Source organism: Achromobacter mucicolens (genome assembly GCF_902859725.1).
GTDB classification, from domain to species: domain Bacteria; phylum Pseudomonadota; class Gammaproteobacteria; order Burkholderiales; family Burkholderiaceae_B; genus Achromobacter; species Achromobacter mucicolens.
In genome coordinates, this window is sequence record NZ_CADIJP010000007.1 from 38,286 (window position 1) to 51,384 (window position 13,099).

Sequence of the window (13,099 nt, forward strand, 5' to 3'; positions counted from 1 at the left end):
GTTGGTTGCATTATAAAACCTCATGAACTAGCATTCTGGTTTCGTTATAAAACCAGATAGATCATGACGCCAACCACCCGACCCGGCGCGCCGGGGTACGACGAGACACCCTCGATGCCGCCCGCGCTGGTGCTGCTGCTGGCCGCGGCCTGCGCCCTGAGCGTTGCCAACGTGTATTACGCACAGCCGCTGCTCGATGCGATCGGCCGCGAGTTCCGCATGGACGAGGGTGCGGTGGGCATCGTCGTCACGGCCACGCAACTGGGCTGCGCGCTCGCACTGTTCTTCGTGGTGCCGCTGGGCGACCTGCTGGACCGGCGGCGATTGATGCTGGCGCAGCTGGCACTGCTGGTGCTGGCCCTGGCGGCGGTGGCGGCGTCGGCAAGTTCGCCCTGGCTGCTGGCCGGCATGGTGGCGTTGGGCTTGCTGGGTACGGCGATGACGCAGGGCCTGCTTGCGCTGTCCGCGGCCCTGGCCGCACCGGCGGAGCGCGGGCGCGTGGTGGGCGCGGCGCAGGGCGGGGTGGTGATCGGCCTGTTGCTGGCCCGCACGCTGGCCGGCGCCCTGGCGGATCTGTGGGGCTGGCGCGCGGTCTACGTGGTGTCGGCCTGCCTTTCGGCGGTGCTGGCGCTGGTGCTGGCCCGCTGGCTGCCGCGGCGGCGCCTGCCCGTGGCCGGGCTGGGATACGGGGCGCTGCTGCGCTCCGTCTTCACGTTGCTGGCGACCGAGCGCGTGCTGCGCGTGCGCGGCATGATCGCGCTCTTGATGTTCGCCGCGTTCGGCGCGTTCTGGACGGCGCTGGTGCTGCCGCTGAGCGCGCCGCCGCATTCGCTGTCGCACACGGCGGTGGGGGCATTCGGATTGGTAGGCGTCGCGGGCGTGCTGATGGCGGCGCGCGCCGGCCGTCTGGCCGACGCCGGGCACGGCCAGCGCACCACCGCGCTGGGCTTGGCCCTGCTGTGCGTGGCCTGGGTTCCCATTGCCTTGCTGGACCACAGCCTGTGGCTGCTTGCACTGGGCGTGCTGGTGCTGGACCTGGCGGCGCAGGCGCTGCACGTGACCAACCAGGCCATGATCTTCAGCATCAGCGCGCAGGCGCACAGCCGCCTGGTTGCGGGCTACATGATGTTCTACGCCGTGGGCAGCGGCCTGGGCTCGATTGCCGCGACGGCCGTGTATGCGCGCGCCGGGTGGCTGGGCGTTTGCGCGTTGGGCGCAGGCATCAGCGTGGCGGCGTTGGTGTTCTGGGCGGCGACGGCGCCGCGCGCGAACTGTGTGGGGCAGGGGCGGGCGCGCGTCTGACGACGTGCGCGCCCGCCGCTTGCCGGGTTACGGCTGAACCTCGTACTCCGCCGTGCCCAGCACCACCGCCGCCAGGCCCGGCGCCTGCGTCAGCTTGTGCAGCGCAAAGCATTGCGCAGTGGCGATCTTGGCGCTGTGGAAGTCCGGGTCTTCGGCCTGCAGGTCCAGGCTGGCCAGCAGCGCGCGGGCCATCTGCCAGCCGGCGAAGGTCGTGCCCGCCAGCAGCAGGTAGGGCACCGCCGCGCCAAAGACCGCGTTGGGATTGCCGGCCGCGTTGGCAAGAATGAACTCGACCGCGCTGGCCAGCGCTTCGCGGGCCTCGCGCAGCGGCTTGAGCATGCGGGCGGCGGCGGGCTCGCTGCGGGCTTGCAGGTCGGCCTCGGTCTGGCGGACCGCGTCCAGCAAGGCGCGCGCCACGGCGCCGCCGTCGCGCAGCGTCTTGCGGCCGACCAGGTCGTTGGCCTGGATGGCGGTCGTGCCTTCATAGATGGTCAGGATGCGCGCGTCGCGGTAGTACTGCGCCGCGCCGGTCTCTTCGATGAAGCCCATGCCGCCGTGCACCTGCACGCCCAGGCTGGCCACGTCGATCGACATTTCGGTGCACCAGCCCTTGACGATCGGCACCAGGAATTCCTGGATCGCCAGGTGGCGCTTGCGCTCGTCCGCATCCGGGCTGGCATGCGCCAGGTCCGCATGGCCCGCGGTCACGTAGGCTAGCGCGCGGCCGGCTTCGGTCAGGGCGCGCATGGTGCCCAGCATGCGGCGCACGTCCGGATGCTGGATGATGGGCACGGCCTCGCGCGACGAGCCGTCCACGGGGCGGCTCTGCACGCGGTCGGCGGCGTACGCCACCGCATGCTGGTAGGCGCGGTCGGCGATGGCGATGCCTTGCACGCCGACGGCATAACGCGCGGCGTTCATCATGATGAACATGGCGTCCAGGCCGCGGTTTTCCTGGCCGACCAGGTAGCCCAGCGCGCCGCCGCCGTCGCCGAACTGAAGCGTGCAGGTGGGGCTGGCCTTGATGCCCAGCTTGTGCTCGATGGACACGCAGGCCACGTCGTTGCGCGCACCCAGCGAGCCGTCTTCATTGACCAGGAACTTGGGCACCAGGAAGAGCGAAATGCCCTTCACGCCGTCGGGTGCGTCCGGCAGGCGGGCCAGGACCAGATGCAGGATGTTCTCGGCCAGGTCGTGCTCGCCGTAGGTGATGAAGATCTTGGTGCCCGACAGGCGGTAGGTGCCGTCGCCCATCGGTTGCGCGCGCGTGCGGATCATGGCCAGGTCCGAACCGGCCTGGGGCTCGGTCAGGTTCATGGTGCCGGTCCATTGGCCGGAAATCATGGGGCCGATGAAGCGCTCGCGCAATTCGGGCGAGCCGGCCGTCATCAGGGCCTCGATGGCGCCGTTGGTCAGCAGCGGGCACAGTGCGAACGACAGGTTGGCGGCGTTCAGCATTTCAGAGCAGGGCGAGCCGATCAGGCCGGGCAGTCCCTGGCCGCCGTATTCGGTGGGGTGGGCCAGGCCTTGCCAGCCGGCGTCCGCGTATTGGCGAAAGGCCTCTTTGAACCCTGGGGCGGTGGTCACCGCACCGTCGTGCCAGGCGCTGGGGTCGCGGTCGGCCGGATGGTTCAGCGGCGCCAGCACTTGCGCGGCGAAGTGGGCGGATTCTTCCAGCACGGCCTGGGCGGTGTCGGGCGTGGCCTCCTCGAAACCGGGCTGGGCGGCCACCTGCGGCAGGCCGGCCAGATGGTTCAACACGAACAGCATGTCTTTCACGGGGGCTTGGTACGTCATGGCGTAGGCGCTCCTGGTTTTATGGAATTAGCGGATCAGGCTGGCTTGCCGGGGTCGGCCACGTCGATGGCGGACGTGGCGCCGACGGCGGCGCGCAGCTCGAATTTCTGGATCTTGCCGGTGGAGGTCTTGGGCAGTTCACCGAAGCGCACCGCGCGCGGCACCTTGAAGCCCGACAACAGCAGCTTGCAGTGCGCGATGATTTCCTCGGCGGTGGCGGTGCAGCCGGGCTTGAGCTCGACGAAGGCGCAGGGCGTCTCGCCCCATTTGGGATCCGGCATCGCCACGACGGCCACGGCCGCCACGGCGGGATGCCGGTAAAGCGCGTCCTCGACCTCGATGCTGGAGATGTTCTCGCCGCCCGAGATGATGATGTCCTTGCTGCGGTCCTTGATGCGGACATAGCCGTCGGCCGTCATCACGCCCAGGTCGCCGGTGTGGAACCAGCCGCCGGCAAAGGCGTCCTCGGTCGCGCGGGCGTTCTTCAGGTAGCCCTTCATGCAGATGTTGCCGCGGAACATGACTTCGCCGATGGTCTGTTCATCGGCCGGCACCTCCTGCATGGTGTCGGGATCGCGCACCGAGACGCCGGCCTGCAGGTGATAGCGCACGCCCTGGCGGGCGGTCAGCAACGCGCGGCGCTCGGGGTCCAGCGCGTCCCAGGCGTCCTGGTGGGCGCAGACCGCGGCGGGTCCATAGACCTCGGTCAGGCCGTAGACGTGGGTGAGCTCAAAGCCGATCTCGCGCATCTTGTCGATCACGGCCGGCGCGGGCGCGGCGCCCGCCACCATGGTGCGCACGGTGTGGGTGATGCCGGCGCGCAGCTCGGCCGGGGCGTTGGCCAGCGCGCTTTGCACGATGGGCGCGCCGCAGTAGTGCGTGACGCCTTCGTCGCGGATCAGGTCGAACACCGTCTTCGGGTCGAACTTGCGCAGGCAGACGTTCACGCCCGCGCGCGCCGCGATGGTCCAGGCAAAGCACCAGCCATTGCAATGAAAGAGCGGCAGCGTCCACAGGTAGACAGGATGCTTGGGCATGTCCCATTCGAGGATGTTGCTGACCGCGTTCAGGTAGGCGCCGCGGTAGTGGTAGACCACGCCTTTCGGATCGCCCGTGGTGCCGGACGTGTAGTTCAGTGCGATGGCGTCCCATTCGTCGGCGGGCGGCTTCCAGTCGTAGGTAGCGGGCGCGGCCGCCAGGAAGTCCTCGTAGTCGGTGGCGCCCGGCAGCGTGGCGGCAGCGCTTTCCAGGTCGTGCACCGAAATGATCTTCAGATGCGGAAATTCGGCGCGGGCGCGCTGGGCGATGTCGGCGTATTCGGTGTCGACGATCAGCGCCCGGGCTTCGCCGTGGCCCAGCATGAACAGCACGCTGGGCGCGTCCAGGCGGGTGTTCAGGGTGTTCAGCACGGCGCCCAGCATGGGCACGCCAAAGTGCGCCTCGACCATGGCGGGAATGTTGGGCAGCATGACGGCGACCGTTTCGCCGCGCTGGATGCCGGCCTGGGCCAAGGCGCCGGCCAGGCGCTGGGCGCGTTCATAGGTCTGCGCCCAGGTCCGGCGGACCTTGCCGTGGACGATGGCCAGCCGCTGGCCATAGACTTGCGCCGCCCGGGCAATGAAATCCACGGGGGTCAGAGCTTCGTAGTTGGCCTCGCGGCGTTCAAGGCCGTGATCGAACATGCCGGTCATGCTTGTCTCCAATGGGGCGGGTTGACCCCTTATCAAGTCCGCGGGGTGTTGATCCCCGTCGCTTGCCCTAGCTTATGGCCGGCTGGAAAATGGCGTCTGTCGCCTGCATGACAGACCCCCGGCCGGTTGCGCATTCCCCAAGTTTTACACGGTTCTTCCCATGTCCGATGTTTCAAACACAGTTTCCGCCGACGAACTGCCGGCGCTGTTTCGCGCCTGTACGTGGTTCGGGGCGCTGGATGCGCGGCACCAGGCGCTGGTGCTGGCGACCTCGCGCGCGGAACACGTGGCCAGCGGCGCATGGATTGCGCGGCGCAACGCGCCGTCGGACTACTGGCTGGGCGTCAGCCAAGGACTGCTCAAGCTGGCTATCTATAACGAATCCGGCCGCAGTTGCACGTTCTCGGGCGTGCCGCCGGGCGGCTGGTTCGGCGAGGGCAGCGTCATCAAGCGTGAGCTGCGCAAATACGATGTCGTGGCCATCCAGCCGTCGCTGGTGATGATGGTGCCCACCGCGACATTCCACGCGCTGCTGTCGGCCAGCCTGCCGTTTTCGCACTTTGTCATCGGCCAGTTGAATGACCGTATGGGCGAGTTCATCGCGTCCATCCAGAACCACCGTTTGCTGGATGCCGACGCGCGCGTGGCGCAATCGCTGGCGCAGCTGTTCAATCCGCAGCTGTATCCGTCCACCGACCTGACGCTGGCGATTTCGCAGGAAGAACTGGGTTACCTGACGGGGCTGTCGCGCCAGCGGGTCAACCAGGCGCTGCAGACGTTGGCCGACCAGGGCATCCTGGCGCTCGCCTACAACCAGATCAAGGTGCTGGACCTGTCGCGCTTGCGCCAGTACGGGCTGGATCAGATCTGACAGCCGTCAGGGGGCCAGGCCGCCCAGCGCACGGTCGAGCGCGGCGCGCGCCAGCACGCGGGTCGAGTCCAGTGTCGGCAGGGCGCAGTTGCCATCGTTCAGCACCAGCGGCAGTTCCGTGCAGCCCAGCACGACCGCGTCACATCCGTCGTCCTTCATTCGTTGGACGATGCCTTGCAGCCGGGATACCGAGGCCGGCTCGAAGACGCCATAGACCAGCTCGTCCATGATGATGCGGCCCATCAGCCGGCGGTCGTCCTGCCCCGGCCGCGCATATTCCAGGCCGCGGGCACTGAAGGCTGCGGGGTAGACGTCGCTGTCCACCAGCCAGTGCGTGCCCAGGATGCCCACGCGCCGGTAACCGCGCGCCGCCGCTTCCGCGGTCACTTCCTGGGCGATGTGCAGCCAGGGGCGCGGCGAGTCCACCACGACCCCGCCGAACGCCTGATGGATGGTGTTGTCCGGGCAGATCAGAAAGTCGGCGCCCGCTCGGGCCAGCTTGTTGGCCGACGAAAGCATCAGGGCGGCCACGCCGTCCAGGTCGCGGGCATCCAGGCAGGCGACGTAGTCCGCCAGCGAGTGCGTATGCAGCGAGATCTCGGGATGCGCATGCGGGCCCATGCGCTGCGCGCCTTCGGCGCACAGGGTGCGGTAGCAAAGCGCGGCGCCTTCGGCGGAGCAGGCGACGATGCCAATGTGCAGCGGCGTGGCGTTCATCCAGGCGATTCCTTCTGTAAGGGTCCAATGGACCAGATGGCGGGCGGATCAGGGTCAAATTCACCATGCGGGGGTTGTTTATACCCGCAATCGCGATAGTAAAAAACACCACAAAGAATCCAACCTGTTGATTCTGCGTGGTTTTTTTCTGGCACGGATTTCGCATGAGGACACGTACCCAACCAACCGCAACACAGGAGGGCGTTCCCATCATGGGTCCGTATCGGAAATTATGGTTCACGTTGATCGCCGTGGTGGCGATCACATTTGCACTGCTCGGGTTTTACGGCGGCGAAGTCTACCGCCAGGCGCCGCCGATTCCCGGTCATGTGGTGACGTCCGACGGCCGTGCGCTGTTCGGGCGCGAAGACATCCTGGATGGGCAGACCGCCTGGCAGTCCGTGGGCGGCATGCAGCTCGGTTCGATCTGGGGCCACGGCGCCTACCAGGCGCCCGACTGGACGGCCGACTGGCTGCACCGCGAGCTGATGGCCTGGCTGGACCTGGCCGCGCGCGACGAGCACGGCCAGGCCTACGCCGACCTGTCCAAACCGCAGCAGGCCGCGCTGCGCGAAACGCTCAAGGCCGAGTACCGCGCCAATCGCAGCGACGCCGCGACCGACACGCTGACCATCACGCCGCGCCGCGCCAAGGCCATCGAGCAGACGGCGGCCTATTACGACCAGTTGTTCTCCGATGCGCCGGCCCTGCAAGGCAGCCGCGAGAGCTTCGCCATGAAGGAAAACACGCTGCCCGACGCCACGCGCCGCCAGCAGCTCACGCACTTTTTCTTCTGGACGGCCTGGGCCGCGGCTACCGAACGCGAAGGCAAGCCCGTCACGTACACCAACAACTGGCCGCATGAACCGCTGATCGGCAACCAGCCCAGCGCAGAAAACGTCATGTGGTCCATCATCAGCGTCGTCGTGCTGCTGGCAGGCATCGGCTTCCTGGTCTGGGCGTGGGCTTTCCTGCGCGGCCAGGAAGAAGACGAACCGCAAGCGCCCGCCCGCGATCCGCTGACCACCTTCGCCCTGACGCCCTCGCAGCGCGCGCTGGGCAAGTACCTGTTCCTGGTCGTGGCGCTGTTCGGCTTCCAGGTGCTGCTGGGCGGGTTTACCGCGCACTACACCGTTGAAGGACAGAAGTTCTATGGCATCGACGTCTCTCAGTGGTTCCCGTATTCGCTGGTGCGCACCTGGCACATCCAGAGCGCCCTGTTCTGGATTGCCACCGGGTTCCTGGCCGCCGGCCTGTTCCTGGCGCCGCTGATCAACGGCGGACGCGATCCCAAGTACCAGAAGGTGGGCGTGGACATCCTGTTCTGGGCGCTGGTGCTGGTCGTGGTCGGCTCGTTTGCCGGCAACTACCTGGCCATCGCACAGATCATGCCGCCCGAGCTGAACTTCTGGCTGGGCCATCAAGGTTATGAATACGTCGACCTGGGCCGCCTGTGGCAGATCGGCAAGTTTGCGGGCATCTGCTTCTGGCTGGTGCTGATGCTGCGCGGCATCGTGCCCGCGCTGCGCACGCCGGGCGGCGACAAGAACCTGCTGGCGCTCTTGACGGCATCGGTCGGCGCCATTGGTCTCTTCTACGGCGCCGGCTTCTTCTACGGCGAACGCACGCACCTGACCGTCATGGAGTACTGGCGCTGGTGGATCGTCCACCTGTGGGTCGAAGGCTTCTTCGAAGTGTTCGCCACCACCGCGCTCGCGTTCATCTTCTCCACGCTGGGCCTCGTCTCGCGCCGCATGGCAACGACGGCCAGCCTGGCTTCGGCGTCGCTGTTCATGCTGGGCGGCATTCCCGGCACGTTCCACCACCTGTATTTCGCGGGCACGACCACGCCCGTGATGGCGGTGGGCGCCAGCTTCTCGGCGCTGGAAGTGGTGCCGCTGATCGTGCTGGGCTATGAAGCCTGGGAAAACTGGCGCCTGAAGACCCGCGCCGCCTGGATGGACAACCTGAAGTGGCCGCTGATGTGCTTCGTGGCCGTGGCCTTCTGGAACATGCTGGGCGCTGGCGTCTTCGGTTTCATGATCAACCCGCCCATCTCGCTGTACTACATCCAGGGTCTGAACACCACGCCGGTGCACGCGCACGCCGCGCTGTTCGGGGTGTACGGCTTCCTGGCGCTTGGCTTCACGCTGCTGGTCCTGCGCTACATCCGCCCGCAATACGCGTTGAACCCGGGCCTGATGAAGCTGGCCTTCTGGGGCATGAACATCGGTCTGGCCCTGATGATCTTCACCAGCCTGTTGCCCGTGGGCCTGATCCAGTTCCATGCCAGCGTCAGCGAAGGCATGTGGTACGCCCGCAGCGAAGCCTTCATGCAGCAGGACCTGCTCAAGACCCTGCGCTGGGGCCGCACGTTCGGCGACGTCGTGTTCCTGCTGGGCGCGCTGGCCATGGTCATGCAAGTGATCCTGGGCCTTCTCAGCAGCAAGCCCGCGCTGGTCGAACCGCGCCTGACGCCCAAGGCGGCTCGCGGCTAACCTGCGTACCTTCGCGACTTTGCGCCAGCGCAACGTTGCGAAGGGGACCTCCCGGTCCAATGGAAGCAAAGCCTGCGCCGGCCTGGCGCAGGCGCTTCGGAGAAACTCCGCATGCGCTTCCTGCCCATTGCCGCAACCGTTGCCGGCGCCATGACAGTGTTGTTGATCGCTTGCGGGCCCGCAGACCGGGCCCGCTTTGCGTTGCCTGACCTTACGCGGCTGCCGCCCGGCGAGGTCACGCATCAGCCCCCCGGCGAGGCGCTGCGCAACGGCTATCCCGTCACCCCCGCACCGGTCACCACCCGCCACCCGCGCGGCGTCGCGATCATGACGCGGCAGGTCAGCCAGGCCGAATACGCGGCGTGCGTGGCCGCGGGCGCCTGCAGACAGCTGGACGCGGCGCACCGCAAGGACGCTTCTGCCGATCTGCCCGCCACCGGCATCAGCTGGTCCGACGCGACGGCCTACGCCGCGTGGCTATCGGGTTCGACAGGCCAGCGCTATCGCCTGCCGCGCTACGCCGAATGGATCTACGCGGCCGGCGAGGCCTATCGCGAAGAATCGCCGCCTGCCGCCTTGCAAGACAACGGCCAGGCGACCAACGACCCCGCGCAGCGGTGGCTGGCGGAATACGAACAGGAAAGCCGCCGCGGCAAGCAGGGCGCCGACATCGACGTGCGGCCGTTTGGCCAGTACGGCGCCAACGCTGCCGGCCTGAAGGACATGGCGGGCAGCGTATGGGACTGGACGTCCGACTGCCACTCGCGCCGCGTGCTGGACGCGGCGCCGGACGCTCCCGAAGACGCCGACCTGAGCCGCAACTGCGGCATACGCGTCGCGGCCGGACGGCATATTGCGTATCTGCCTGATTTCATCCGCGATCCCAAGAACGGCGCGTGTTCGGTCGGCGTGCCGCCCGCGAACCTGGGGATGCGGCTGGTATTGGAAGAGGGCTAGTGGCCCGTTGCCGGTGACCCGTTGCGGCACGACAGGCACGATGCGCAGTCCATGGCCGGCTGCGCGTTCTGCGACAGGCTGGCCAGGGCGGCGGGCGAGCGAAGCACGATGCGCTTGCGGCCGCTGCTGACGATGCCGCGCTGCTTCCAGTCGCTGAGCAGCCGGCTGACGGTGTGCAGCGTGGTGCCGGTCATTTCGGCGACGTCCTGCCGCGTGATCGGGAAGCTGATGCCGATGCCGTCGTGCGTGGGCTGCCCCGATTGTTGCACCAGCCGCAGGATGGCGCGCGCCACGCGCTGCTCGACTTCGTCGGTGGACAGTTCCTGGATGCGCAGGTGCGCATCCTGCAGCCGCTGTCCCATGGTCTGCAGCGCAATTGCGCCCAGTTGCGGATGGCTGCCCATGAAGTCTTCCCAGGCCGACGCCGGCCACGCCAGGCACACGCTTTCCTGCACCGCCAGCACGCTGGCGGGGTAACAGGACTGCCGCATCGCGCAAGCCAGGCCAAACATATCGCCCGGATTGACATATCTCACGACAACTTGATCGCCTTCCGATGTAATTTGGGTGACCTTGAGGCAGCCGTGCAGCAACACGAAGAAATGGGCGCCTTCGGCGCCTTGTCGGTAGGCGGCTTCGCCGGCTTCAAGGCGGCAGGGAACGGCGTCGTTAAGCGCGGCGTCTAGCTGCGCATCGGACAAGGGCCTGAACAGATCCAGGTTGCGCAGCAGGGCATGGCATAAAGGCGATGGCATGGCGGTCCGCGTGTGGACGTGGAGGGATTTTCCACGGATCGATGGTGACACCTGAGGGGCACCAAGACAACTCGCGGGCGGCCGCAGGGTTATCCCGAATTTGCGCTACAGCAAAGAACGCGATCGCTCGCGGTTCTTCAATGGAGGTGCCGACAGACTCGGCTTTGAAGAAACCGAAAGAGGAGTAGCACATGAACGCGTTGCGCCCCACCTTGCTTGCCGCCGCCCTGATGTTCACGATGGCGGGTGGCCTGGCTTCCGCCCAGAACGCAGACACGCTGCCGCGCGCCAAGGTCACGCTGGTCGCCCCGCCGTTGGTTCACCCGCATGAGCAGGTAGCCAAGTCGGGCCCCAAGGTTGTCGAATTCACCATGACCATCGAAGAAAAGAAGATGGTCATCGACAGCAAGGGCACCACGCTGCAGGCCATGACATTCAACGGATCCATGCCCGGCCCCACGATGGTCGTGCACGAGGGCGATTACGTGGAATTGACCCTGGTCAATCCCAAGTCCAATGCGATGCCGCACAACGTCGACTTCCACGCCGCCACGGGCGCCTTGGGCGGCGCCAAGCTCACCAACGTGAACCCCGGCGAACAAGCCACCATGCGCTTCAAGGCCGACCGCGCCGGCACCTTCGTCTATCACTGTGCGCCCGAAGGCATGGTGCCGTGGCATGTGGTGTCCGGCATGAGCGGCACGATCATGGTGTTGCCGCGCGAAGGCCTGAAGGATCCGCAAGGCAAGCCGCTCAAGTACGACCGCGTCTACACCATCGGCGAGTTCGACCTGTACATCCCCAAGGACGCCAACGGCAAGTACAAGGACTACGCCACTCTCGCTGAAAGTTATGGCGACACCGTGGAAGTCATGCGCAAGCTGACCCCATCGCACATCGTCTTCAACGGCAAGGTTGGCGCCCTGACCGGCGACAACGCGCTCACCGCCAAGGTCGGCGAGACCGTGCTGCTGATCCATTCGCAAGCCAATCGCGACACGCGGCCCCACCTGATCGGCGGCCACGGCGACTGGGTCTGGGAAACCGGCAAGTTCAACAACCCGCCCGAAAAGGACCTGGAAACCTGGTTCATCCGCGGCGGTTCGGCGGGCGCGGCGCTGTACACGTTCAAGCAGCCGGGCGTGTATGCCTACCTGAACCACAACCTGATCGAAGCCTTCGAACTGGGCGCGGCCGGGCACATCAAGGTCGAGGGCAAGTGGAACGACGACCTGATGAAGCAGATCAAGGCGCCGGGTCCCATCCCGCAGTAATGCCCAGACGGCAGGGCGCGCGCCGCGCGTCCTGCCGGTTTGCTCTCAACCCCACGCCTGGAATTGCTGCCATGCCTCTTATTGCTCGATTCGCCTTTGCCCTTGCGCTGGCGGGACTGCCCGTTCAGCATGCCGCGGCCGACACGCTTGCCGCCGTCAATCCCGCCGGAGAAAAGCTCTATAAATCCGCCTGTGTGGTGTGTCATGCCAGCGGCGTGGCCAATGCCCCCAAGCTGGGTGACAAACAAGCCTGGACGCCGTTTCTGGCGCAAGGCACCGATGCGCTGATGGTCACCGTGCTGAAAGGCAAGGGCGCCATGCCGCCGCGCGGCGGCTCGGCGGCAGACGACGCCACCCTGCGTGCCGCCGTGGAATACATGATGGCGGCAGCGAAGTAGCGCTTAACGGCTGGCGGCCCGCGCCGCTACACGCGGCTGGCCCGCCTCGCTATACGCGGCGGGCCAGCAAGGCCCACACGCCGGCGGCCGACATCAGCGCGCCGCCGCCCAGGTTGAAGCCGCGCTGCGCGCGCTGCGACACCAGCATCCGCCGGGCCGAGCCCGCAAAGATGGCGTAGGCCGCGGCATTGATGCCCGCGCAGGCCACAAAGGTGGCGGACAGCATCCACAACTGCCGCGTCACATCGCCCGCCGGATCGATGAACTGCGGCAGGAAGGCCACGAAGAAGATCATGCCCTTGGGGTTCAGGGCGGTCACCAGATACGTGTTGGCAAAGAGCTTCCAGCGCGAGCCCACCGGCTTGGCGGCGGGCAGCGTGGCCGGCGACACGCCGGCGCGCAGCAGCCGGTAACCCAGATACAGCAGATACAGGCCGCCGACGGTCTTGACCACCGTGAACCAGAAGGCGGACGCGGCCAGCAGCGCGCCCAGGCCCAGCAGCGACAGCACCAGGGCGGTCGAATCGCCCAGCGCCACGGCCAGCACCAGCGGCAGGCGGGCGCGCTTGCCGTGGGTAAGCGAATAGCTGATCACGGTCAGGATGGTGGGGCCGGGCAGCATGACAAGCAGGGCCGAGGCGCCCAGGAAGGCCAGCCAGGTTTCGAGAGACATGGAAGGAACTCCGCAAGAGGGACCGGCGCGTGGGGCCGGGTGCGGCCAATGTATCCCAACCGGGGCGGCCTGAGAACCAGGGCGGCGGGCACCCAAGACCCGGCAGTCCGCGACGCGGTGGTGTTAAATACAGCTTTCCCGGACAGTGAACGCCGGCCGCCAGGCC

At 67.1% G+C, this 13,099-nt stretch carries 11 protein-coding genes; 6 read left to right on the forward strand and 5 right to left on the reverse strand.

Going from position 1 to position 13,099, the window contains the following annotated elements; genetic code table 11:
• The first annotated feature begins 63 nt into the window (after positions 1–63).
• Complete coding sequence (locus HV786_RS10325) at positions 64–1,302, forward strand: MFS transporter (RefSeq protein ID WP_254599471.1); 1,239 nt, start codon at positions 64–66, stop codon at positions 1,300–1,302.
• Positions 1,303–1,329: 27 nt separating this feature from the next.
• Here HV786_RS10325 and HV786_RS10330 read toward each other — a convergent pair whose 3' ends face one another.
• Positions 1,330–3,099, reverse strand: coding sequence for an acyl-CoA dehydrogenase (locus tag HV786_RS10330; protein WP_175210744.1), 1,770 nt, complete (start codon positions 3,097–3,099; stop codon positions 1,330–1,332).
• A gap of 35 nt (positions 3,100–3,134) precedes the next feature.
• On the reverse strand, positions 3,135–4,790 hold the full coding sequence (locus tag HV786_RS10335; protein ID WP_175210746.1) for an acyl-CoA synthetase: 1,656 nt from the start codon (positions 4,788–4,790) through the stop codon (positions 3,135–3,137).
• Positions 4,791–4,950: 160 nt separating this feature from the next.
• Here HV786_RS10335 and HV786_RS10340 point away from each other — a divergent pair, with 160 nt between their 5' ends.
• Complete coding sequence (locus tag HV786_RS10340) at positions 4,951–5,661, forward strand: Crp/Fnr family transcriptional regulator (RefSeq protein ID WP_056316086.1); 711 nt, start codon at positions 4,951–4,953, stop codon at positions 5,659–5,661.
• A 6-nt stretch (positions 5,662–5,667) separates the two neighbouring features.
• Here the strand turns inward: HV786_RS10340 and HV786_RS10345 are convergent, their stop codons facing one another.
• The gene (locus HV786_RS10345; protein WP_128828014.1) at positions 5,668–6,378 is read right to left on the reverse strand and encodes an aspartate/glutamate racemase family protein; all 711 of its coding nucleotides are present in this window, start codon (positions 6,376–6,378) and stop codon (positions 5,668–5,670) included.
• A 212-nt stretch (positions 6,379–6,590) separates the two neighbouring features.
• Between HV786_RS10345 and HV786_RS10350 the strand changes: the two genes are divergently transcribed.
• On the forward strand, positions 6,591–8,876 hold the full coding sequence (locus HV786_RS10350) for a nitric-oxide reductase large subunit (protein ID WP_128828015.1): 2,286 nt from the start codon (positions 6,591–6,593) through the stop codon (positions 8,874–8,876).
• Positions 8,877–8,987: 111 nt separating this feature from the next.
• Entirely contained in the window at positions 8,988–9,833 is an 846-nt protein-coding gene (locus HV786_RS10355) for a formylglycine-generating enzyme family protein (protein ID WP_175210755.1), read from the forward strand.
• On the opposite strand, the gene HV786_RS10360 is transcribed toward HV786_RS10355, so the two are convergent.
• Positions 9,830–10,588 (reverse strand): Crp/Fnr family transcriptional regulator, encoded by a 759-nt coding sequence (locus tag HV786_RS10360; protein WP_128828016.1) that lies wholly within the window; start codon positions 10,586–10,588, stop codon positions 9,830–9,832. The genes HV786_RS10355 and HV786_RS10360 overlap by 4 nt on opposite strands.
• 191 nt (positions 10,589–10,779) lie before the next feature.
• Between HV786_RS10360 and nirK the strand changes: the two genes are divergently transcribed.
• Entirely contained in the window at positions 10,780–11,862 is a 1,083-nt protein-coding gene (nirK, locus tag HV786_RS10365) for a copper-containing nitrite reductase (RefSeq protein WP_056316100.1), read from the forward strand.
• A 71-nt stretch (positions 11,863–11,933) separates the two neighbouring features.
• Positions 11,934–12,260, forward strand: a complete 327-nt coding sequence (locus HV786_RS10370) for a c-type cytochrome (protein WP_128828017.1) — start codon at positions 11,934–11,936, stop codon at positions 12,258–12,260.
• 49 nt (positions 12,261–12,309) lie between these two features.
• On the opposite strand, the gene HV786_RS10375 is transcribed toward HV786_RS10370, so the two are convergent.
• Complete coding sequence (locus HV786_RS10375) at positions 12,310–12,933, reverse strand: LysE family translocator (protein WP_175210757.1); 624 nt, start codon at positions 12,931–12,933, stop codon at positions 12,310–12,312.
• Positions 12,934–13,099 lie beyond the last annotated feature (166 nt).